The organism is Vibrio sp. 10N.247.311.49 (assembly GCF_041467655.1).
Taxonomy (GTDB): Bacteria; Pseudomonadota; Gammaproteobacteria; order Enterobacterales; family Vibrionaceae; genus Vibrio; species Vibrio crassostreae_C.
Genome location: NZ_JBFSVA010000008.1, coordinates 45,753 through 69,245, shown reverse-complemented (window position 1 = coordinate 69,245; position 23,493 = coordinate 45,753). Strand labels below are relative to the sequence as shown.

Sequence of the window (23,493 nt, the reverse complement as noted above, 5' to 3'; positions counted from 1 at the left end):
CCAAAGCGTATAACTCAGGAGAGGGGAGGACACGAAATGTCTGCACAGAGACAGTAATAAGAATCCACCAAGTAAACATGAAACAATGATTAGTTGAACTTGGCTAACTAAAGTGGGTAAAAACAAGAGAATTAATACTCTAAGAAACTTGGGGGCATTAACAAGTTAGAGAAACAGCACTATCCCCCTCCCCCAACACACTTTCATAAAGAAAACCTTTAACACGTTAAACCATGATTTATTGCACTTAAACGTGGTCACGAACCGTCTGACGATAAATTCGAAAGCCTCTGAGGTGACTCTAAGCTCCCACAAACACCTGTATTCCTCCTCACACTGATCTATTTCTCTCTTTTCGCAGTACAAGTTATTAATTATTCGATATAAATCGCTTTCTTTTTCAAATTGTTGTCTACAGTTTTATAGAGCTTGTCGCTTCAGTAATTGCCACAAGTAACGACACCTTTTGATGGTAGGTTTTGGTTATAAGGAAAGGAAATGGAAAGCCCAATTGTCACACTTACACATGCCAGCAAAAGCTTTGTTGATGGCAACGATACCCATCACGTGCTGGAAAATGTCGACTTCGCTTTGGCGACAAGCGCAAGCGTGGCTTTAGCAGGGGCGAGTGGCAGTGGAAAGAGTACTTTACTCAACCTAATCGCGGGCTTTGAACCTCTAACTGGTGGCGAGTTGTGGCTCGATAACGAGAACACATCAGATTGGAGAGATCCACAGTGGAGCCGATTCCGCCATCAAAAACTAGGCGTGATCTTTCAACAGTTCAACTTACTAACCCCACTCAACGTAAAACAAAACATCGCCTTCCCGCTCCATTTAAATCAACAAAAATGGAGCGACTGGTGCGATTATTTAGTTGATGCATTGGGCATCAGTGAGCTACTCGAAAGACACGTATCTGCACTCTCTGGCGGTCAGCAACAACGAGTCGCTATTGCGCGCGCGCTAGCCCATAAACCTAAGCTACTGCTTGCCGACGAACCCACAGGCAACCTCGACCAAAAAGCAGGCATTGAGGTAATGAAGCTGCTGAGTGAAATCACTACACAAGGCAACACTGCCGTGCTTTTGGTTACGCACAGCCCAGAATGCGCCAGCTTTATGCAGACAAAATTGGTGTTAGACGATGGTTGTTTAAGGAACGTAGATCTAACCCCAAGAGCAGCAACGTTGTGAGTCATTCAATGAAGCAAACTGGCTTTGCTCAGAACCAGCTCACCCATACCAAACTGACTCTGAATCTATTCGCGGCGCACTATCGTCAATCACCATTGCAAGCCGCAGCGATTCTGATCGGCATTGTGCTAGCGGTCACCTTGTTTGTCGCAGTGCAAGCCATCAACCTCAATGCCAAGCGCAGTTATGCAGAATCGACCGAACAACTTAGCGCCCAAGCGCAGAACCTGATCATTCCACCAGCAGGGCAAAACTATTTACCAGAATCGCTCTACTTCAAGCTAAGACAGAATGGATTAAGCGCAGCACTACCCGTGATTGAAGGACGAGTGAGAGACGAGCAAGGTCGTCGTTGGTCGGTACAAGGCAGTGAGCTAATCGCCGCCCTCACTTCAAGATCTCGCCACGCTCGCATCGACGAAAAAAGCAATACTCAAGCCAAAGAGCCAAACATTTCCCTGTTAGACAATGCCTTACCTTTGCCGCAACTCTTAGCGGGTGAACCCATTGTGATGATGAGCCAATCTCAGCACCAGAGTTTGGACGAAGTGGACACGCTCACTTTGGATGAAGTACTCACCAAGGTTGTGGTGCTGCCAGATGAATGGCAACTGGGTAGCCGAATGTTGATGGACATTGGATTCGCTCAGCAACTGCTTAACAAGCAAGGGCAACTGAGCTATATCGCTATTTTTGACACTAAGAGCGACACTAACAGCAATGCTCAGGATAAATGGCAAAGCCTTATTGGCGAGCAAGGGCAATGGATATCCAATAACCAAAGCACGGATCTCGGTTCAATTACCGATAGCTTTCACCTCAATCTCACCGCCATGAGTTTGTTGGCGTTTTTAGTTGGCCTGTTCATCGCTTACAACGGTGTGAAGTACAGTTTGCTGAAACGTAATCGGCTGTTGGTACAAATTCAACAAGCTGGGATTGCGCCAAGCATCGTATTTTCAGCTCTGTTAGTCGAGCTGACTGTTTTAGTCACACTGGGCGCGTCGCTTGGTTTCATTCTCGGCATTCAACTCAGCCATTGGCTACATCCCACCGTCGCAATAACGCTTGAGCAACTTTATGGTGCAACACTGCTTCCCGGCACATGGCAGTGGCAATGGTTAGTGCAGGCACTGCTACTCACGCTGGCCGCAACGCTTGTCGCGTGTTGGCAGCACTTTAAACAGCGAGTGCGACAACCCCTCTCTTCCCATGGCGGTTTCTATCAAGCGCCGGAAACGTCTAACGAAAATCAGCTGTTTGTTATCGGGTCAGTATTAACTATTCTCGCGTTAGCAGGGTTATGGCTGAGCGAACATCATCGCTTCACCATGGCATGGCTCGGAGTGTTAGTGGTGTCGATTCCTTTGTATTTGCCCAAAACACTCAGCGTGCTAGCGAACTGGAGCGAAAAACGTACCCAATCGGGGTTGATACAATATCTGTTCGCTGAGCTGCGTGAACTTATCTCCCCTCTCTCCCTTGCCATGATGGCGTTGCTTCTCGCCGTCACCGCTAACATGGGAATGAATACCTTAGTCGGCAGCTTTGAATCCACCTTGAAACAATGGCTAGAACAGCGATTACACGCAGACATTTACGTTAGCCCTGCCCAAGGTGAAATCGCGAATGTGGAACGTGCGTTAGAGCAGTTTGAAAATGTTGAAACCGTTTATAAGCAATATTATGTCGACGATAACTTGCAGGGCTTACCGACTTTGCTCGGCACCAAAGACAAAGACACACTTGAGCAAACCATGGTATTCCAATCCCACCTTGATGATTTCTGGACTCGCTTTTACCAAGGTGAGTTCGTGGCAATCAGCGAACCTACGGCGGTGAAGCTCGGCTTGCCCGTTGGAAGCCAACTCAAGCTCGACGCGATCCAAGACAAAACACTCATCGTCGGGGCGATTTTCCACGATTACGGCTCACCGAATGGCGAAGTGTTGCTTGCACCTAATTTATGGCTCGAAAGTGGATTTACTGACTTACCCACCAGCTTGGGAATCAAAGTTTCTGGCGACCCACAAGTGGTGTACGAACAGCTACGCCAGCAACTCAATCTGCACCCAAGTCAGCTTTACGATCAAGCACAGATCAAATCGATCGCTTTAGATATCTTCTCACAAACCTTTGCCATCACTCGGGCGCTTAATGGCGTCACTTTAATGGTGGCGGTGATAGGGTTGTTCTGCGCCTGTTTCATGTTGCTCGATGCACGCAAAGCCGCTATTGCAAGGTTGTACGCGCTCGGTGTTAGTCAGCGAAAATTGATGGCGATGGTGGTCGGGCAAATCGTAGTTCTGGTCGCCTTCACTCTGGTTATCGCTTTACCACTCGGCGCTATGGTCGGTTATGTGTTGACGGACATCGTTACCCTGCGCGCCTTTGGTTGGAGTTTAAATTATGTGTGGAATTGGAGTGATGCACTCAGCATCGCAGCCATCACCATTTTAGTGGCTGTGATTGCGACCTTGATCCCACTGTGGCGTTTGGTCAGTAAACCCGTGGTATCCAGCTTGCAAAGTGAGGTGTTGTGATGAATCGATCAATGAGAGTTTTCGTTCTCACACTTGGCATCTTACTCCTTTTAGGGTGTGAGGAGTCCACTCAACCATCAGCTCAAAATATGGGCTCAATACTTGGCACTGGAAAACAAACCGACGATGAAACACAAAAAGAGACTGATCAATTCACACCGGTAGTTAAAGGTATCGACATCGCCTTCCCTGCCGACCATCAAGCACATCCAGATTTTCGTCATGAATGGTGGTATTTAACCGCAAACTTAATTGATGAAGAAGACAATGTGTTAGGTGTGCAATGGACACAGTTCCGCTTTGCGGCTGCACCACATGAAAGTGGCAATAGCACCAAGGAAACTACGTGGCAAAGTCAGCAGATTTACATGGCGCACAGCGCTGTCACCACTAAAAATAAACACTATGCCGATGAAAAATGGTCACGTGACCAAGCTGAACTGGCGGGTGTAAGCGATTCGCCGTTTCGTGTTTACCTCGATGATTGGCAATGGACGTCGACGACCGATGACCTGTTCCCAGCCACACTGGTCGCCAACTCGGATCAATTTGGATACTCGCTTAAGCTTACCAACAACGCGCCATATCAAAAGCAAGGCGAACAAGGCTACAGCACTAAAAGTAGCGATGGCAAAGTGGCTTCCTATTACTACAGCCAACCATTCATCAATGTATCGGGCGAGGTAACTATTGATGGCGTCACCCATCAAGTTTCCGGCAAAGGTTGGATAGACAGAGAATGGAGCTCACAGTTTTTACTCGACTCGCAACAAGGTTGGGATTGGTTTGCGCTAAGGCTGAGTGATGAAACCAGCTTGGTGGTATTTCAACTTCGAAACTCAACTACAGGCAAAGCCAGCTATTCTCATGCGAGGTTGATGAATCAAGATGGCTCCGGCATCGCGATTAAGCAGCAAGACATCAGCTTAACCGCCATCAAGCAAACTAAAATCGACGGGCGTGACTACCCAACAGAGTGGCAAGTTTCGATTCCAAGCCAGCAAATAGAACTGACCGTCTCGGCACTCAATCCAAATGCCAAAATGCCGCTGTCGGTTCCTTATTGGGAGGGGCCAATCATGATTAAAGGTTCTCATTCCGGATCTGGCTATATGGAGTTGACTGGGTATTAGATTGTGTATTAATACAGGTGGAATCTAACAACAAATACATCGCCATAACCATCGACTAAAACACTTTCAACCAAAACCTCCACCACGGAGGTTTTTTGTTGTTTCACGTGTTCTATTTATCTTAACGCCTGTTGAAAAATATCTAATTTAACCAAACGCTGGGCTCCCCTAAAATACCAATCTTATGCTTAGGGGAGATAGAACATGATTAGCTCAGTACACAATGACGAACTCAACAAATACATAGAGAAACTAGACTTAAACCTTACCAAGGATCAGGTTCGTGAACTTGGTTGGCAGCAAAGTAATGAAGAGGTAGGAAAAGAAAAAACAATATTAGGCTCGTGGTTTTTCTTTTCTTTCTTTGGCTTATGTACGTCTGCATGTCTTGCGCTGCTAATGTATATCTCATGAAGATAAACAAAACAATGACCACGTATAACCAGCATGGAACCTTCAATTGGTTCGAGGTCGACGGAGAAACGTACATACTGTTCAAAGTGGGCAGCAACAGTGCTCTATTGAACCAACACTATGAGGATGTCACCGAACAACAGAGCGAAATATATGGGCTGTTAAGGGCGATTCCATAAGCTCATACTGCACGTATTCACTTATGGTCTATCTATTCACTTGTGGTCTATCTACGCACTAACTAGCGCAAACATCCGTTCTTTTGGCAACAAGACCGAGCTACAACAAACGGTTCTTATACTGCTCTGGCGTTTGGTTCGCGTAACGTTTGAACATGGTGATAAATGGGCTTGCTTGGTTATAACCCAATGTAAGAGCGACCTCTTTAACCGATTGGCCGTTTCTCAACAAGTCCATTGAGTATAGGTAGCGCACTCGCAGTCGCCACTCGGTAAAGCTCATTCCAAGCTCGGTCTGGCAGTGGCGAGAAAGGGTTCTTTCCGTGGTGTGGACACGTTCAGCCCAATCTTTCAGCGTCACTTCATCGGTTGGGTTCTCTTCAACAGAAGCCAATATAGGCGCTAGATACTTATTATCGGTTGAAGGCAAGAAGTGGTGTTCAACCTCACGCTGCGCAAGTTGGTCAAGCAGTACCTGAACGAGCCTTTGGTCTTGCTCGGTTTCCGCAACATTGATCCCACGATCGCGAAAATCATCGATAATAGAAGACACAATCGGCGTGATCTTTATAAGGCTGGTTTTATCTGGCAGGTGTTGCGTGAGTTCTGGGGCGATATTTAGTGAACAGTAGTCTAAAGGCTTACGGTTATAACTGCAATGCATCACCCCGGCCGGTACCCAAATCGCTAGATGTGGTGGCGCTAGAAATCGAGTGCTTTCCGCTTCCATCTCTAATATACCACCACTGATCAATTGAACCTGTCCCCATGAGTGGCTATGAACTCGGGTTTCAGTGTTCGAAAGAAACGCTTCAAAATTCATAAATACGTTGGATGGTGCCTTATCAATTAATAAGGATGGATGAAGGTTTCTGGAGTGTTTTTTCAAACTTGTCTTCCTATCGCGCTTAATGTCTTTCTAAAGATACTTGTAAGTATAACGACCTGTCAAACTAGCCGCACCAACTCATTCGCCACGGAATTCACATGCATTACCTATTACCATTTTTTACAGTCTGTATCTGGGGCGCCAATGCAATCGTCAACAAGCTTGCTGCAAGCACCATAGAACCTAGCGCAATGAGTTTTTACCGCTGGTTTTTTGCGATGTTAATTCTCACGCCTTTCTGTATTCGCCCAGTGATGAAACAGTGGGCTGTCATTAAGCCAAACTTATCGAAATTAGCGTTCCTCGGCTTTTTAGGCATGGTATTGAATCAATCTCTAGGTTACTACGCCGGCTTAACCACAACCGCTTCCAACATGGCATTGATCACGTCTTTAGTCCCGTTGATCAGTGTATTTTTAAGCGTCCCTTTGCTGCACAAGTCGATTTCTAGTTTGAGTATTGTGGGTGGTGTATTGTCGCTGTCAGGCTTAGCCCTGATGTTAGGTAAAGGCGATCCGTTATTCTTCATGCATCAAGAATTGACTCAAGGCGATGGCTATATGCTAATTGCAGCCTTTGTTTATGCTTCGTACTGTGTACTACTGAAACGCTGGAAAATGCCAATCAGTAGCTGGGTGGTGATATACATTCAGGGTCTGTTTGCTGTCGCGATGCTTACGCCACTTTGGCTTACCAGCGAACAACTTTTACCACCGCAACAAGCGCTCCCATTGATAGCTTACGCAGCGGTTGCCGCTTCGATTTTAGCGCCTTGGATGTGGGTGAAAGCGATTGACACCATTGGTGCTGACTCAAGCGCGATGTTCATGAACTTGCTTCCGGTTGTAGCGATCGTATTAGCCGCGACATGGCTTGGCGAAGAGATTAACCAGTTCCACATCATTGGTGGTGTGATGGTGATTTCAGGTGTCATCCTTGCTCAAATCAGAAGAAAACCAAGGCTTGAGGCTCCTCTCCCTCAACAAAGCTAAACGCATTACCCAACGCTCACATTAGGGTAAAAATTCAAACTCACGTTTCACACAGCAAATGAGAGTGGCTACTGTAATCCATACTATGATGAGCCCTTACAGCAAGCGAGTAAAACGGAAGATTAGTCTAAACGCTTTACTTTATATCAGCACGATGAGTCGTTACTCAACTATTCTTCAGCAGTTATACCTTTATATCATTACAATCACACACGATTAGTGCGAAATACACTAAAAGGCTTCCCAAACAATAATCCGAAAGGAAATATCTACGCGAAGGATCTATACTTTTTAAAACAGTAAAAGTGAGCTGATAAGAAAACAATAATCACTACCACTTTAGTGGTATCTGAGATACAGCCACTTTAACTAAACCAAATCAACAGCGGTTGGTTGGCTAACACAAAAAAGTACCGACATGAGTACCACACGGCTTAGAAACACCTAGCATTACGCTAGGTGTTTTTTTTGCAATCGACCTATCTAGTGACTTAATCAGTATTTCTATTCTCTTGCTTGATATCACTTCATCCATGTTTGCCATTCGCCTGATACGCCTTTAAGCACCAATATTCATCAACTGATCATCTGTTTGAAAAAAATAGTCTTAACCATGAGATTATCCGCTTTAACTTATGTCATCTTAAGTATATTGTTATTAGCAAGTAACAAGCATGTTACGCAGCAAAATAATAATGAAGGAAGATAGATGAGCAGTAGCAATAGCCGACAAGATGGTAAACGAGACGTTACTCTGCGTTTTTTAGCTGAACCCGGGGATGTGAACTTTGGTGGTAAAGTTCATGGTGGTGCAGCAATGAAGTGGATCGATTTAGCAGCCTACGCTTGTTCCGCAGGTTGGAGCGGTAAATACTGTATAACAGCCTATGCAGGCGGAATTCGATTCGTTGCCCCAATTCATGTAGGCAACCTTGTGGAAGTAAGTGCAAAGGTCATTTACACAGGTTCATCTTCAATGCATATCGCTATCGACGTGCAAGCAAGCGACCCTAAAGAGCTCAATAACCGCCTAACAACTCACTGTATCGTTATTATGGTCGCTGTCGATGAGAATGGTAATCCGACTAAAGTGCCAGAGTGGATACCAGAGACGCCAGAAGACATCGAATTACGAGATTCGGCTATTCGCCTAATGAACATGCGAAAACAGATTGGTGAAGAGATGGAAGCTCACGTGAAGTACCTTAAGTAAGGTCCACCAGCTGCCCTCCCCCTACAAAACCTTATTACAATGCCAAGCGCCTGCTTGGCATTGATCTATTTGATACCTTCGTGCTCTACACAGCCAAATCCGCTGCACACCCAATACAGACGATAAGAGCGTGATACCCAGCCAAAGGTTGAAATGAATCGGCACTTGTTCACTGATTTATTTTGACTGTAATAAAGTCGTCATTTTGCTCTGATTAAATACCGCCAATCATAATAGATGCATTTGAATTTCTTGGAGCCACTCTTGAGCGTCATACGCCCCACTCTTAGCGAGTCTACACTGAACAATTTAAAGGCTGTTGAGTACCAATGGGTTAGAACTTTGTACGTCGAAGGCTACGACAGCAATGAAATCAACCACTATATCCAAACGTGTTTCGGTGGAGATCCGACATTTGCCGATCTATTTCGTCGCGTGGCACTCGATCAAGAAAGTATCTATGTGTTGTTGCAACACTTAGGTTGTGCTCCTTCTAGTAAAGAGTTCTAACTTCTAAGTCCCACCAAAAACCAGAAGCATAAATAAACCTACCTCCATAACCCTCATGAATGTCACTTGAATATTCTGTAACTACCTCTCGCTTACCCATACATTTTCAGTGCAATTTCAGGTTTTGTTGCATACAAATCATTGAAGTATCACGCATTGGAATATTCACAACATATCAATAGTACAACAGCCACTTATACTGAGTGTCTGATTTGTGAGACTAGTTCATTTCTACAAGTAACCAAAATGAAGTGGTCGGTATTTAGGAGAGAAGTAACTCGAAACTTTGGGTTTTAAAGTAGATATGAGCGCGATAGTTAACGAGTAACGCTGACACAAAAAACAAAAAGTAGCAGGCATAAAAAAACCCAAGTAAATACCTGGGTTAGAGTTACAAAAACCACTAATCATTAATAGCGTAAGGAACCTGATTAGTAGCCAGCTATGCGTAACCTGAGGGTTATTTTTATTACTGATCGGCGGCCAAACCAAATGATGTAATAAAAATGCCAATATAGAGCGACCTAACGGTCGCTCTTTTTCTTTCTTATAGAGTACAGCTTATCCTTTTACACCACCTGCCGTCAAACCACCAACTAACCAACGTTGAGCAAGTAAGAACACGATAGTAATCGGAAGTGCTGATAGTACAGCCGCTGCCGCAAAGTCACCCCATAGGTAGTTCTGAGGGTATAGGTACTGCTGCATACCTACTGCTAGCGTGTAAGAGTTCACATCTGTAAGTAGGATAGACGCTACTGGCACCTCACCCACTGTCGCGATGAAAGATAGGATAAACACAACCGCTAGGATTGGTACAGACAGCGGTAGTAGAACCAGTCTGAATGCTTGCCAAGGCGTTGCACCATCAAGGGCTGCTGCCTCTTCCAGAGAGTTATCAATCGTTTCAAAGTAACCCTTAATCGTCCATACGTGCAGTGCAATACCACCAAGGTAAGAGAAGATTAGACCACCGTGTGTGTTCAAGCCTAAGAACGGAATGTATTGACCAAGTTTGTCAAACAGCGCGTAGATTGCTACTAGAGCCAATACTGCTGGGAACATTTGGAAAATCATCATCGCTTTCAGGATTGTGTTCTTACCTTTAAAGCGCATACGAGCGAACGCGTAAGCCGATGTCGTAGACAGTGTCACAATCAGAATCGATGTGATACCTGCAACCTTCACTGAGTTCCATAACCAAGTTAGCACAGGGAACGGAGGTGACGTTACCGAGCCATCTGCGTTCGTTACTGACATACCCAATGCTAACTTCCAGTGTTCCAATGATGGGTTATCTGGAATCAAACTACCGGTTGCGAAGTTACCTTCACGGAACGAGATCGCGATGATCATCAGTAGTGGGAAGATAATCATTGCCAAGAAGCACCACAACACTGCATGCGTTGCCCACACTCGGTATTTAAGGCCTTTACCTTGTACCATAGCCATTGTCGTGCTCCTTAATCTTGAGACAGTTTAGTGAAACGAAGGTTTAGTAACGCTAGTGCACCAACCAATAGGAAGATAAGCGTTGCGATAGCACTTGCTAGACCGAAGTCTTGACCGCCGCCGCCTTCGAATGCAATTCGGTACGTGTAGCTTACAAGCAAGTCTGTGTAACCCGCTGGCTCAGAAGTACCAATCATGTTCGGGCCACCGTTCGTCAATAGTTGAATCATTACGAAGTTGTTGAAGTTAAAGGCAAACGCTGCAATCAATAGCGGTGTAAGCGGTTTAATCATCAATGGGAACGTAATGCGCTTGAAGTTATCAAGGAAGTTCGCACCATCGATTGCTGACGCTTCGTATAAATCATCAGGAATCGCTTTAAGCAGACCCATACATAGAATCATCATGTAAGGGAAACCTAGCCATGTGTTAACCATCAACACCATGGTTTTCGCTAAGATAGGGTCTGAGAACCAGTTCGGGCTTAAGCCGAAGATATTCTCGAGCACCATGTTGATCTCACCAAAGCTTTGGTTGAATAGACCCTTAAAGATAAGAATCGAGATAAACGCGGGTACGGCGTAAGGCAGAATCAGTAGAACACGATAAATAGAACGACCTTTCAACTCTTCCCATTGCACGATGTTAGCCAATACAAGGCCGATAACTAGCGTGAACGCTACGGTACATACCGAGAAGATAACCGTCCAAATAAAGATGCTGATAAACGGTTCTTTAATGCCGTCATCTTTCCATACACGCTCAAAGTTATGCGTACCAATGCTAACCACGAAACCTGGAGAGATGGTATTACCCGTAAACTCACCATTTGCATCAACAGGCTGGTAGAAACCCACATCCATATTTGGCTTGAGAACTTCACCCGTTTCATTGTTGATTAACGTTTCTTCATCGTCTTGTAGCGTGTAAAGCGGAGCAACAGAAGCAAACTTACGTAAGCCACTCATGCGGATGTCACCACCGTCAGGTAGATTGAAATCAACACCACTGATTGCTGCTCGGTTTTGAATGATCGCTTTGATCTTCTCTTTTTCACCTTGCGCAGACTCAATAACAGATAGGTCCATCTCTGTTTCTGTCATATTGTCTAGAGAAAATACGTCAGTCGCTAACAGTTGATCGCCATCTTTTACAACGATCTGGTGACCGTCATCTGTCTTGTACAAAGTAAATGGGTAGCTCTCACCGCTTTGGAAAGAACGGTCTAAAAGAACGGTTTGAGTACGCTCTAGAGAAAGTTGGTTTTTCGCGCTGTAGTTAGTAAACGCAAGCCCTACGGTGTATGCCAATGGGAAAAGAATGAACAAGATCATTCCGGCAATACCTGGGTAAATATAACGGTGGGCGTAAGTTTTTTTACTACCAAAAATGTAAAGTGCCAAAGCCGTTAAGATCACTGTAAGCAGCGCAAAAGCGAGCTCACCGCGAGAATACATTAGAATTGTAGCGTAGCCGTTTATTAAGCCAACGCTACCAAGCAACCCCCATTTAATGAAGACGCTTTTACTGCCTGGAAGGCTTGATGGTGCTGGGATAGCATCTGTACCTTGAACTGACTGCATAGAGGAACCTGCTAGCGATATAGATAAAAAATAGAAAAGTAAGGAGAGGTTACCCTCTCCTTAAAAGGTAGTGCCTGGGTGTTACTTAACCATACGACCTTCAGCAGCTTTTAGTGCTTGGTCTACTGATTGACGGCCGTCAACTACGTTGCCGATCGCTTCTTCCATGCTGTACCAGAATGTTGTGAACTGAGGGATGTTAGGCATGATTTCACCGTTCATCGCGTTGTCCATTGTTGCTGCAATACGAGTATCGCTGTCTAGTTGACGTTGGAAAGAGTTAAGAGCAACAGCGCCTAGTGGCTTGTCGTCGTTCAGGCTCTTCATACCTTCATCTGTTAGTAGGTAGTTTTCCATGAACTCAACAGCTAGGTCGCGGTTTGGAGACGCAGTGCTGATACCACCTGCCCATACACCAACGAAAGGTTTAGACGCTTTACCGTTGAACTTAGGTAAAGTTGTTACGCCGTAATCTACGCCAGCTTTCTTGATGTTTTCCCAACCCCAAGGGCCGTTGATTGTCATTGCAACGTTACCTGCAACGAATTCAGACTCAGCTACTGAGTAATCCATGTCTGCAGAGATAACTTTGTCTTGTACCATCTTCTCGATGAAACCTAGAGACTTCTGAACACCGTCAGTCGCTACGCCCGCATCTTTAATGTCGTAACCTTCTGCAGTCTGTTTGAATGCGTAACCGCCGTCAGCTGCAAGTAAAGGCCATGTGAAGTAAGCGCCGCCACGTAGAGGCCACATGATCGCTTTCTTGCCGTCTTTTTTAAGTTCAGCATCAAGTGCTGGGATTTCTTCCCAAGACTTAGGTGGGTTAGGAACAAGCGCTTTGTTGTAAATTAGCGAAACTGACTCAACAGCAACAGGGTATGCGATTGTTTTACCTTCGTATGAAACAGCGTCCCATGCGAAGTCTACGATACCTTCTTTAGTTTCTTTAGAAGGTTTGATATCAACAAGAAGTCCCGCTTCTGCATAGCCGCCAAAACGGTCATGTGCGTAGAAGATCATGTCTGGGCCATCGCCAGCTGCTGCTACTTGAGGGAATTTCTCTTCTAGCTTGTCAGGGAAAGCGACGGTTACTTTAACACCAGTATCTTCTTCGAAGCGTTTACCTACTTCAGCCATGCCTTCATAAGCTTTGTCACCACCTACCCAGATTGTTAGTTGTCCTTCTTCGATAGCAGCATTTGCACCAAAAGAACCCAGAGCAACTATTGTACCTAGAGCTACAGCGCTTAGAGCGTTTTTCATGTGAATATCCTTTTTATATTTATACGTAGGGCACATCTACCAAGACGAGCCAGTTTTCGGAGGTTATGATCTGAGAAAACAGACCCTAGCTCATCATCCTAGCCACTACGCCCTAGCTATTATGGCTTAAATTCGTGATCGCCATCCGGTCAGATTAGAGACTGCAATCACAAAACGTATACTCATCGTGATCAACATCACCGTTACGCGGTGGATTTATTTGAACTGGATCGCCAATTATTAATAACCCCATTTATCTACTCCTCCCCTCCTACTCCCCCTAGTTAATTTTCCATTAGGAGGATGTACCCTTACGCCAATTCACCGAAACTGCATTCATCCAAGAGTGGATAGTAAGAACCCTTTACCGGCAAGTGTTATGCGTTGACGCATTATTCATTTAGTTGGCTTCACTGCCCGCTGGTGTCTTATATTAGCATCGAGCTAAATCTGTGATTGAATCACGGGGGAGGTTTAGCTGGATGTGGGGGAAATGGGCATCAGTTTGGCTATGACGGGTGGGCTTGGTTAAAGAAGCCAAGTCTCACCCACTTTTTTCTTACTCACTCAATACTTACCAATTCCTACAGTTACTGCTGACCCAAAAATTTCTTATAATGATAAGCAGTAAAACTTAAAATTTGATCGATCGAGGACAAGCTAGATGGCGAGTGTCACGTTAAAAAACGTTTATAAATCATATGGTGATGTACAGATTTCTAAGGACGTAACCTTAGACATCAACGAAGGTGAATTCGTAGTATTCGTTGGACCATCAGGTTGTGGTAAATCGACGCTATTACGTTGTATCGCAGGTCTAGAAGACATTACGTCTGGTGATTTGTACATTGGCGACCAACGCATGAATGACGTTGAACCGTCAAAGCGTGGCGTAGGTATGGTATTCCAGTCTTATGCGCTTTACCCTCACCTTAACCTATACGACAACATGTCTTTCGGTCTTAAGCTAGCAAACGCAAATAAAGCTGAGATCGACAAACGCGTTGAACATGCTGCAGAAATCCTTCAGCTTGGTCACCTTCTTGAGCGCCAACCTAAAGCGCTTTCTGGTGGTCAACGTCAACGTGTTGCGATTGGTCGTACTCTGGTTTCTCAACCAAACGTATTCCTACTTGATGAGCCTTTATCAAACCTAGATGCCGCGCTACGTGTTCAAATGCGTTCGCAAATCACCAAGCTACAGCGTCAACTGGGTTGTACCATGATCTACGTTACCCACGACCAAGTGGAAGCGATGACAATGGCGGATAAGATCGTTGTTCTGGATGGTGGTTATGTATCTCAAGTCGGTAAGCCGCTTGACCTTTACCACTACCCTCAAAACCGTTTCGTTGCTGGCTTTATTGGCTCACCGAAGATGAACTTCATGTCGGTACACATTGAACAAGCTGAAGCAGAACGCGTATTGGTACAACTTTCTAATGGCATGACTTTCTGGATCCCTGTTGACGGGACGACTGTCAATGCTGGCGATCGTATGTCTCTGGGTATTCGCCCTGAACACTTGATGTCTGCTGAATCAGGTGACGCGACGATTGAAGCTGACGTGATGATGGTAGAGAAACTAGGTAACGAAACTCAGGTTTACCTAAACCTTGAAAGTGCCGATGCTGATGTTATCTATCGCCAGCCAGACACGTTGAAAATCGAATCAGGTGACAAGTTGGCGATTGGTATTCCAGCGCACCGTTGTCACCTGTTCCACAGCGATGGCCGCGCATGTCGTCGTTTGTACAAAGAATACGGCACAGACTAATCGCTTAGCCTTTTAGGATATAACTTGCCCATATCGAATCCCTCTTACTCAGTAAGGGGGATTTTTTTATGTGCTGGATATTTTTATGTGTTGGATACGAGTTTCACTTACATTGAATAGTTCATGAGTCAGCCACTCGGTCTTTCGCTAGCGGCAATAAAAAAGGTCTAGCAAGCGCTAGACCTTTATCTGTTAGTTAGGCTATGAACCCAACCGCTAATATCACTTCTTTCAGACATGAAACCTGTCTAAATCAACTTAGTGAATTGGCGTATCATTCTGTTTGTTGAACTGGCCAAAATGCTTCTCTAACACTTCAGGAGTCAGTTTGCCTTCCGCCTCTAGTCGCTTGAACTCAGCAACAATTGCTTTTTGCTCTTCAAGTGATGGCAGTTTCACCTCAGGCTCATCGCCCATCTCTTGAGTCATCTGCTCTAGTTCTTTTTCAAAATCGCTCATGATACTTACCTAAATATTAAACCTAACGAGATTTTACTCATTTACGCCCTATGATGCTAGGGTGATTAAAAGCAAAGCCCGAAACCAGATCAAGCTAAAGGCAGTTAGAGGCAAATTAGCGTACTAATAAAAAGAGCCGGATTAACGATGAAATGACCCCAGCTCTTCGTCTATATCCCTTTCTAAGTCATGTTACAGCTTGAAAGAATTAAAGCTTAAATGAACCAACCATCTTATCTAGACGAGACGATAGATCACGAAGCTCTTGGCTCGCTTCAGCAAGTTGCTCAGCCGTGCCCGTTGTCACTTCGTTGATTGCGTTAATCTCTTCAATGTTCTGGTTGATGGTGTGAACTACGGTTGATTGCTCTTCCGTTGCCGTTGCCACTTGAGTGTTACGGTCTGTGATATCAACGATACGGTCTGAAATGCCACTCAGCACGTCTACCGCTTCATCCGAAGCCGATACACCTTCAAGGGTAATCACCTTACCCGCACTCATTGCCGTTACCGCATCTTTAGCATCGCTTTGCAGTTGGTTGATCATCTTTTGAATCTCTTCCGTTGAATCTGCGGTACGGCTTGCTAGGTTACGTACTTCATCCGCTACAACCGCAAAACCACGACCTTGCTCACCAGCACGGGCGGCTTCAATTGCAGCGTTTAATGCGAGTAAGTTAGTTTGCTCTGAAATATCACGAATAACACCCAGAATAGAACCGATGTCTTGAGTTGTAGAAGCCAGTTGCTCTACTACCTGACCCGTGCTTTCAATATCTTGCGCCAAACGACTGATCGCGTCTTTTGCTTTGTTCACCACAGAGCGGCCTACTTCCGTATTGCCTGAAGCTTGAGTTGCCGTTTCTGCTGCGGTTGCCGCGTTCGATGCAATCTCGCTGATGGTCATACCCATTTGGTTAATTGCAGCCACCACTTGAAGCGTTTGGTCGCGCTGTTCTTGGCTGTTGTCGTGGGTGATGTGAGCTTTATTCGAAACACTCTCTGCAGCCACTTGAAGCGCTTGGCTTGTCGAACACACCTCTTTCATCGACTCGTGAATCTTTTCAATGAATCCGTTGAAGCCTTTTGAAAGCTGTGCAATTTCATCGTTGCCTTTCACTTCGATACGCTGTGCAAGGTCACCGTCGCCTTCACCTAAGTCGCCGAAACGCTTAGCCAAAAGCTTGATCGGTTGAGTAATGCTGTTCGCCAGAACTACGCCCATTAGGATAAACACTAATGCCACAACCGCAGTCATGATCAGCATCTTCTGCGCTGTCGCATCTAACTCTGCAAACACTTCACCAGTCGGAACGACACCAATAACAAACCAGTCCATTGAAGACACATACAAGCTCGCCACGAACAGCTCTTGGCCTTGGCTTTCAGTGGTAATCAGGTTAAAACCCGACTTGTTCAGTAGTTGGCTTGCTTGAGGACCGTAAAGTTGTTGAAGTGAAGAGTCACTGCGAGAACGCTCACGGTGAATTTGAACATCACCTTGGCTATCGGTTAAGAATACGAAGCCTGTATTTTCAATCTTAAAGCCATTGAGTAAGTTAACCATGTCATCCATCGATTTTGATAGACCAGACATCGCCAAACCAGAAGGCTGCTGATAGTTAGCAAACATCTTCACTTCGCCATTCGCTTCTTGGAACATGCTCACCATGGTCGGCTGTCCAGATTGCGTAAAGCCAAAGAACCAACCATCTTGTTGTTGGTTTAGCTGACGTAAGAAACCATCTTGATTCCAGTAGTAAGCTGTTTGACGGTTCGCTACCGAGGCATCGTTCAACTGATATTGGTTGCGAACATTGTTCAGTTGTTTAACCAGCTTATTCTCTAGCGCGGCATCGCGCTCGGTCGATTCGATAGCATCAGAAATAAATTCATTTGAAGCAATTTGCTCCGCCGCTAGTAATAGCTGAGAGACTTCTCGGTCAATTTCACCATTGATTCGCTCTAGCATTCCTGGAAGTTCAATATCGATCAATCGATGACTTAATACATCTCTTGCTTGTTGTTGTGCCATTGCGCCGACAATCACTGTCGATGCAAGAACCGCAAAGGTAATTCCAAGTACAACTTTTTGCTTGATACTCAGAGAGTTAGTTTTAAACATATTTGGACCTTTAAAAAGAATCGCTCGTTATTGGTATACCCTGAACAGGACTTTTTTAGTGCACTCCAACAAGCAATGCACAATCTGAGTGATGTATCGGCCACAACCAATAAAACTAGAGACTTTCTTCTCAAAAAACTGCAAATATGATGTAACAATTAGAAATATTCACCTTGAGCATGAATTAACTAAGCAAATACCGCATTGTCGAGAGTCAATTTTAGTTCTCACCCCCTGAGACCCAACCGAACTCAAACCACTCCCCACCGCCGAGCTTTTGTATATAAAAACCAATTGATATAGTAATAATCACAACCTAACGATTTTTTTAGCTAACCACTTGTAAATATTTCCAATTTTGAAAAAATAAATTACGCAAATGTACTGGAACTTTTTCCTCGAAATCAGTGACCAATACTCAAAATAAAAATCAAATGGATACCCAGAGAGTCCAAAATGCACAAAACAAATTTCGAAGTCCTTCAAAACTATCTAGAGTCTCAAATCATTGGTCAAAAAGAGCTCGTTAAGCAACTGATGATCGCCCTTTTAGCGGATGGTCATATCCTCGTTGAAGGACCTCCCGGCTTAGCAAAAACTCGCGCAGTAAAATCATTGGCTGATTGTGTTGAGGGTCACTTCCACCGCATTCAATTCACTCCCGATCTGTTACCTGCTGATTTGACGGGTACCGACATCTTCCGTCCTGAGACTGGGGAGTTCACTTTCCAATCAGGCCCGATTTTCAACTCGCTGATTCTAGCGGATGAGATCAACCGAGCTCCGGCGAAAGTTCAAGCGGCAATGCTGGAAGCAATGGCAGAGAAACAAGTAACTGCCGGTCGAAAAACCTATGCGCTGCCTGAGTTGTTCTTGGTAATGGCAACACAGAACCCAATTGAACAAGAAGGGACTTACCCGCTACCGGAAGCTCAGTTAGACCGATTCTTGCTTCACCTAGAGGTTGAATACCCAGATATGGAAAGCGAGCTTGAGATCTTACGACTCAACCGTGGTGAGGCTCAAGGTAACGAATCAGCTCAGCCACAACAGATATCTCAGCAAACGATCTTTGAAGCGCGCCAAGAAGTGCTCAACATTCACATGGCAGACACCATTGAGCAGTACATCATCAGACTGGTTATGGCGACTCGCCAACCTAAGCAATACAGTGACCAACTTGATCAATGGTTAGACATGGGTGTCAGCCCGCGTGCAACCATTGCGTTAGACCGTTGTGCCCGCGCTCACGCTTGGCTTGCAGGACGAGATTACGTCACGCCACAAGACGTTCAAGCGATGGCATTCCCTGTGTTACGCCACCGTCTACTGCGCAGCTACCACGCACAAGCTGAAGGTGTCACCGCAAACCAAGTGATCGCACACCTTATTTCATTGGTTGGCAGCGCATAGGGATACGCGCATGAATAATCAACTACCCAACCATAGTGACGGTGTCACGTTAAACCTGGACGAACTTCTGCAATACAAAGCGCAGTCTGTTCGCTGGTTGCCTCCCGCCAAGAGCCTTTGGTCACAGCTTAACGGCCAACACGAGAGCAACCGTAAAGGTCGCGGGATGAATTTCTCTGAAGTTCGTCAATATCAAGCGGGAGATGACATTCGCAGCATTGATTGGCGTGTAACAGCCAGAACGGGCAAAGCGCATACCAAACTTTTCTCTGAAGAACGAGAACAGCCTGTCATTTTATTCTTGGATCTATCAAGCAGTATGATTTTCGGCTCAACCTTGTTGCTGAAATCGGTTCAACTTGCACACTTTGCTAGCCAACTGTGCTGGCTTACTGTGGCTCAAAAAGATCGAATTGGCGCGGTGATCGATACTGGCAAAGAGGTCATTGAGATTAAGCCAAGTGCAAGCAACCATGCTCCACTGCGTATTTTGCAAAAAGTCATAGAAATCAATAATGCAGCGCTGACTCATCACGACAATCATAATGACACAACCTTAGAGCATGGGCTGAAATCTCTGCACCAGCTTTGCCCTAAAGGAAGCGATATTATTATGCTCAGTGACTTTGTGCGTTACCAAGAAAGTGACTACTCACTTATCAGTCAAATTCGCCGACACAACAGAGTACGTCTTGTGCATTTCTACGACCCGCTAGAGCAAGGTGAAACCACCTATAAAGGCTCTAAACAGGTCACCGATGGCAGCAAAACTCAATGGTTTAATTTCTCTTCTAATAAAGAAAAGCAAAAGCTTAACCATGCTTTTTCGCTTAAGAAACAGCAGCTGCAACAGATGGGGTTATCTCTCGCGATACCTTATAGCTCGCTGTCGAGTGCGCAGTCACTCATGAGCCAGATATCAGGAGCTCAGTCATGAAACAGCCCTTAGATTTAAGTCCGGTTATTGCGCCAGATGCACCGACTTGGTGGCCTTTGGCGTGGGGTTGGTGGGCAGTGGTTATCACAGCCATTGCCCTGATTGCTTTGGTGTTTTTCATTCTAAAACGTAGAAAAAACAATCAACAGGCGAAGCAAGAAGCACTGTCTTACTTTAGCAATAGTCAGTCCCAAGATGGTTTGTCTCCGAGCAAAGCACAACGCATCCTTCGTCAAGCAGCACTGAGCTATTTCCCTCGTGAAAAAATTGCAGGTTTGTCTGGTGATGATTGGTTGAAGTTCTTAGATGCGCAATTGGCGAAGCCGTTATTTGTAGCAAAACAATCCCAGTGGCAACAAGCGCTCTATCAAGATGTAGCCCTAATGAACGACGAACAGAAAAAGGCTCAACAGCAATTGGTTAATGATTGCGAAACTTGGCTTCGCAAAGCACTTCCTCCAAAGCGAGGTCGTTATGAGTGATTTTCTAAGCACTATGTTTCTAAGCAGGGACTTGCTAAACATCGAGTTCGTTTGGTGGTGGATGTTCTTCATCGCGCCACTGCCGTTGCTCGTTTACTTGTTCTCACCAAAGTCAGAATCGAGCAATGCCCTAAGGCTTCCATTTCTGCCAGAAGACAGCAATACCAAAACACCGAGCAGTCGCTTACCAAAGGCGTTGTCCGTGATTATCTGGCTTCTGCTGGTTACGGCGAGCGCACGCCCTGTATGGTATGGCGAACCGGTGGAGTTTCAGCCGAAGCATCGTGATTTAATGTTAGTTGTCGACCTCTCCTATTCGATGAGCCAAGAAGACATGCAGTTCAATGGCGAATACATCGACCGCTTGTCGGCGGTGAAACGCGTATTGAGTGACTTTATTGAGCGACGAAAAGGCGACCGAGTCGGATTGGTACTATTTGCTGATCACGCCTACTTGCAGACCCCGCTTACGCTAGATAGAGATACGCTTTCACAACAGCTCAATCAAGCGGTGTTAAAGCTGATTGGTACTCAAACAGCGATTGGTGATGGTATTGGTCTTGCCACCAAAACCTTTGTCGATAGCGATGCGCCCCAACGTGTAATGATTCTACTCAGCGACGGCAGTAATACCGCCGGGGTATTAGACCCATTAGAAGCGGCGGATATTGCAAAGAAATACGACGCAACGATTTACACCGTGGGTGTCGGTGCAGGCGAGATGATGGTCAAAGAGTTCTTCATGACGCGCAAAGTCAATACTGCTCAAGACTTGGATGAACGTACACTAATAGAAATTGCCAAACGCACCGGCGGTCAGTACTTCCGAGCGCGTGACAGCAAAGAGTTAGCGACGATTTACGACACCATTAACCAGTTAGAGCCCGTGACGAACGCCACTAAGATCTGGCGACCGCAACAAGAGTGGTTTGTATGGCCACTGTCGGCGGCAATGTTCTTCGCATTTATGCTGTTAGCCATTAGGAGAAACAATGTCTAACTTTACTTTTATCTACCCATATTGGTTCTTGGCGCTTGTCGTGCTGCCCGCTATTTGGTGGCTGAGCAAGACACAATCTAAGCAAGGATTACTCGCGTCACACATCGCGCGATACTTGGCACCAGAATCGAGTAAGCCATCGAAAAATCGCAGTACTTACTTCGGAATTTGGTGGCTGGTCGGCGTTATTGCATTAGCTGGACCAAGCTTCGAGAAAAACGAACAGCCGAGCTTTGAAAAAACGCAGGCACGAGTTGTGATCATGGATATGTCGATGTCTATGTATGCCACCGACATTAAGCCGAATCGCTTAACTCAAGCGCGATACAAGGCTCTGGATCTGCTTTCATTGTGGAAAGAAGGGCTAACAGGCATGGTGGCGTATGCTGGGGATGCTTACACCATTAGCCCGCTAACGTCAGACATCAACACCATCAAAAACCTAGTGCCTAACCTATCGCCAGATATCATGCCTTATCAAGGTGGTGATGCCGCATCAGCCGTTAAGCTTGCGATTGATATGATGACTCGCGCGAAGATCTATCAAGGTGATTTGGTATTGATTGCTGATGACATCGATGACCAAGAGCAGAAGCAGATCGACTCCCTACTCTCTGGCAACGATTGGACATTGTCGATTCTAGCTGTAGGGAGTGAAAACGGTGCGCCAATCTCGTTACCTACGGGGTCGATGCTGCAAAGCGACTCAGGACAAACCGTGGTGGCAAGAACCAACTTGAAGAACATGCGCGAGCTTACACGCAGCTCTGGTGGCACGTTCACTGAAGTTCAATTTGATAACTCAGATGTTGAACACATCGCGAGCTACCTCGACCGCGTTGCAACAACATCGGAAGTAACCAAGACCAAGAACTCACTCAACACCAGAGTGAACAACGGTTTCTGGTTACTGCCTTTGCTATTACTTCCGGCACTTGGATTATTCAGGAAAGGGGTTATTTGGTGTGCCTTAGCTGGAGTTATCTCTTTTAGCCAACCAAATACTGCGTTTGCGAACCCGTGGAAAACCAATGATCAAGTAGGCTATCAGCTGTATCAGGACGAGGACTTCCAACAAGCTGCTGAACAGTTCACCCAACAAGAGTGGAAAGGCATTGCTCAATACAAAGCCGGTGATTTCGAAGCCGCAGAGCAGACGCTGCAAGAGCTTTCTAGTGAAGATGCTCGCTACAACCTTGCTAACGCTCAAGCCCAACAAGGTAAGTACGACCAAGCGATCCAAGAGTATCAACGTATTCTTGAAAGCAACCCTGAACATGCTTATGCGAAGAAGAACCTAGAGATTGTCGAACAGGCTCAGAAGCAACAGCAACAGCAACAGCAACAGCAACAGCAACAGCAACAGCAACAGCAACAGCAAGGCGATTCTGACTCCAAAGACCAGAAAGACCAAAATCAGCAAGGTCAGCAAGGTCAGCAAGGTCAGCAAGGTCAGCAAGGTCAGCAAGGTCAGCAAAATGATTCTTCGCAAAGCTCTCAGGATCAACAACAAAGCTCCGCTGACAATGGCAAGTCGCAAGATCAAAGCAGTAACCAAGATCAACGCGGTAGCCAAGACCAAAACTCATCTCAAGGCCAACCTGAAAATCACTCTGACTCTGAAAAGTCTAAACAAGACGACAAGCAAGCCACGCAACAAAGTAACAGTGATCAGCCGAAACAGAGTGACCAAGAAGGCGCTACACCTCAAAGTGCTAGCGCACAACAAGCTTCAAAAGAAGATGGTGAGCAAAGTAGTCAGCAAGCTGTAGCACAAACCTCAGATCAACCTCTGTCGAGCGACCCTGACATGCGAAAACTTGAGCAAGTAGAAAGCGCCCGTGACCCGAGCCAACTGCTTAAAGCGCAAATGATTTTACAAGCACGACAAAAAAGTGCTCCTAACAACCAGAACAAAAAGTGGTAACC

General features: G+C 45.6%; 20 protein-coding genes and 1 pseudogene. 15 read left to right on the top strand and 6 right to left on the bottom strand.

Annotated features, from left to right (window positions below):
• Positions 1 to 498: 498 nt before the first annotated feature.
• The 5 genes from AB6E54_RS10230 (at position 499) to AB6E54_RS10210 (ending at position 5,466) form a co-directional block, all read left to right on the top strand.
• Positions 499 to 1,197 (top strand): ABC transporter ATP-binding protein, encoded by a 699-nt coding sequence (locus AB6E54_RS10230; protein WP_372106899.1) that lies wholly within the window; start codon positions 499 to 501, stop codon positions 1,195 to 1,197.
• A gap of 8 nt (positions 1,198 to 1,205) precedes the next feature.
• Entirely contained in the window at positions 1,206 to 3,740 is a 2,535-nt protein-coding gene (locus AB6E54_RS10225) for an FtsX-like permease family protein (protein ID WP_372106897.1), read from the top strand.
• Positions 3,740 to 4,873, top strand: coding sequence for a lipocalin-like domain-containing protein (locus AB6E54_RS10220; protein ID WP_372106896.1), 1,134 nt, complete (start codon positions 3,740 to 3,742; stop codon positions 4,871 to 4,873). The genes AB6E54_RS10225 and AB6E54_RS10220 overlap by 1 nt, the downstream gene beginning before the upstream one ends.
• Before the next feature lie 204 nt (positions 4,874 to 5,077).
• A complete protein-coding gene (locus tag AB6E54_RS10215; protein WP_372106895.1) occupies positions 5,078 to 5,287 on the top strand; it encodes a hypothetical protein in 210 nt (69 codons plus the stop codon).
• Positions 5,284 to 5,466 carry a hypothetical protein gene (locus AB6E54_RS10210; RefSeq protein WP_104216241.1) on the top strand — a complete coding sequence of 61 codons (183 nt, stop codon included), beginning with the start codon at positions 5,284 to 5,286 and terminating at the stop codon, positions 5,464 to 5,466. Before AB6E54_RS10215 ends, AB6E54_RS10210 begins: the two co-directional genes overlap by 4 nt.
• 100 nt (positions 5,467 to 5,566) lie before the next feature.
• On the opposite strand, the gene AB6E54_RS10205 is transcribed toward AB6E54_RS10210, so the two are convergent.
• The gene (locus AB6E54_RS10205) at positions 5,567 to 6,355 is read right to left on the bottom strand and encodes a helix-turn-helix domain-containing protein (protein ID WP_029235520.1); all 789 of its coding nucleotides are present in this window, start codon (positions 6,353 to 6,355) and stop codon (positions 5,567 to 5,569) included.
• 98 nt (positions 6,356 to 6,453) lie between these two features.
• On the opposite strand from AB6E54_RS10205, the gene AB6E54_RS10200 reads away from it, so the two are divergent.
• From AB6E54_RS10200 to AB6E54_RS10185, 4 genes and pseudogenes are all read left to right on the top strand, one after another.
• Positions 6,454 to 7,347: a DMT family transporter gene (locus AB6E54_RS10200; protein WP_017064264.1), complete on the top strand. Its 894-nt coding sequence runs from the start codon at positions 6,454 to 6,456 to the stop codon at positions 7,345 to 7,347.
• 48 nt (positions 7,348 to 7,395) lie between these two features.
• Positions 7,396 to 7,650 (top strand): annotated as a pseudogene (locus tag AB6E54_RS10195) (peptide ABC transporter substrate-binding protein); the annotation flags it as partial.
• Positions 7,651 to 8,056: 406 nt separating this feature from the next.
• The gene (locus tag AB6E54_RS10190) at positions 8,057 to 8,560 is read left to right on the top strand and encodes an acyl-CoA thioesterase (protein ID WP_019822926.1); all 504 of its coding nucleotides are present in this window, start codon (positions 8,057 to 8,059) and stop codon (positions 8,558 to 8,560) included.
• A gap of 237 nt (positions 8,561 to 8,797) precedes the next feature.
• Positions 8,798 to 9,070 (top strand): hypothetical protein, encoded by a 273-nt coding sequence (locus AB6E54_RS10185; protein WP_019822928.1) that lies wholly within the window; start codon positions 8,798 to 8,800, stop codon positions 9,068 to 9,070.
• A 561-nt stretch (positions 9,071 to 9,631) separates the two neighbouring features.
• Here the strand turns inward: AB6E54_RS10185 and malG are convergent.
• The 3 genes from malG to malE all read right to left on the bottom strand — a co-directional run bounded on the left by malG (position 9,632) and on the right by malE (position 13,371).
• Positions 9,632 to 10,522: a maltose ABC transporter permease MalG gene (gene malG / locus AB6E54_RS10180; protein WP_017060050.1), complete on the bottom strand. Its 891-nt coding sequence runs from the start codon at positions 10,520 to 10,522 to the stop codon at positions 9,632 to 9,634.
• Between the two features lie 11 nt (positions 10,523 to 10,533).
• Positions 10,534 to 12,105: a maltose ABC transporter permease MalF gene (gene malF, locus AB6E54_RS10175; protein WP_017060049.1), complete on the bottom strand. Its 1,572-nt coding sequence runs from the start codon at positions 12,103 to 12,105 to the stop codon at positions 10,534 to 10,536.
• A gap of 81 nt (positions 12,106 to 12,186) precedes the next feature.
• Positions 12,187 to 13,371 (bottom strand): maltose/maltodextrin ABC transporter substrate-binding protein MalE, encoded by a 1,185-nt coding sequence (gene malE / locus AB6E54_RS10170; RefSeq protein ID WP_017060048.1) that lies wholly within the window; start codon positions 13,369 to 13,371, stop codon positions 12,187 to 12,189.
• 664 nt (positions 13,372 to 14,035) lie between these two features.
• Here malE and malK point away from each other — a divergent pair.
• Positions 14,036 to 15,148: a maltose/maltodextrin ABC transporter ATP-binding protein MalK gene (gene malK / locus AB6E54_RS10165; RefSeq protein ID WP_017060047.1), complete on the top strand. Its 1,113-nt coding sequence runs from the start codon at positions 14,036 to 14,038 to the stop codon at positions 15,146 to 15,148.
• 258 nt (positions 15,149 to 15,406) lie between these two features.
• Here the strand turns inward: malK and AB6E54_RS10160 are convergent, their stop codons facing one another.
• Both AB6E54_RS10160 and AB6E54_RS10155 read right to left on the bottom strand, forming a co-directional pair.
• Positions 15,407 to 15,607, bottom strand: coding sequence for a hypothetical protein (locus AB6E54_RS10160; RefSeq protein ID WP_010431457.1), 201 nt, complete (start codon positions 15,605 to 15,607; stop codon positions 15,407 to 15,409).
• Positions 15,608 to 15,815: 208 nt separating this feature from the next.
• The gene (locus tag AB6E54_RS10155) at positions 15,816 to 17,732 is read right to left on the bottom strand and encodes a methyl-accepting chemotaxis protein (protein ID WP_102332714.1); all 1,917 of its coding nucleotides are present in this window, start codon (positions 17,730 to 17,732) and stop codon (positions 15,816 to 15,818) included.
• Positions 17,733 to 18,188: 456 nt separating this feature from the next.
• On the opposite strand from AB6E54_RS10155, the gene AB6E54_RS10150 reads away from it, so the two are divergent.
• Genes AB6E54_RS10150 through AB6E54_RS10130 form a run of 5 tightly spaced genes read left to right on the top strand, consistent with a single transcriptional unit; the run spans position 18,189 to position 23,491 of the window.
• Positions 18,189 to 19,145, top strand: a complete 957-nt coding sequence (locus AB6E54_RS10150) for a MoxR family ATPase (RefSeq protein ID WP_017064262.1) — start codon at positions 18,189 to 18,191, stop codon at positions 19,143 to 19,145.
• Positions 19,146 to 19,155: 10 nt separating this feature from the next.
• Positions 19,156 to 20,082: a DUF58 domain-containing protein gene (locus tag AB6E54_RS10145; protein ID WP_017065688.1), complete on the top strand. Its 927-nt coding sequence runs from the start codon at positions 19,156 to 19,158 to the stop codon at positions 20,080 to 20,082.
• Positions 20,079 to 20,564, top strand: a complete 486-nt coding sequence (locus AB6E54_RS10140; RefSeq protein WP_102332715.1) for a DUF4381 domain-containing protein — start codon at positions 20,079 to 20,081, stop codon at positions 20,562 to 20,564. Before AB6E54_RS10145 ends, AB6E54_RS10140 begins: the two co-directional genes overlap by 4 nt.
• Positions 20,557 to 21,564 (top strand): VWA domain-containing protein, encoded by a 1,008-nt coding sequence (locus AB6E54_RS10135; protein ID WP_017065686.1) that lies wholly within the window; start codon positions 20,557 to 20,559, stop codon positions 21,562 to 21,564. Before AB6E54_RS10140 ends, AB6E54_RS10135 begins: the two co-directional genes overlap by 8 nt.
• Positions 21,557 to 23,491 (top strand): VWA domain-containing protein, encoded by a 1,935-nt coding sequence (locus AB6E54_RS10130; RefSeq protein ID WP_372168870.1) that lies wholly within the window; start codon positions 21,557 to 21,559, stop codon positions 23,489 to 23,491. Before AB6E54_RS10135 ends, AB6E54_RS10130 begins: the two co-directional genes overlap by 8 nt.
• Positions 23,492 to 23,493: the final 2 nt, after the last annotated feature.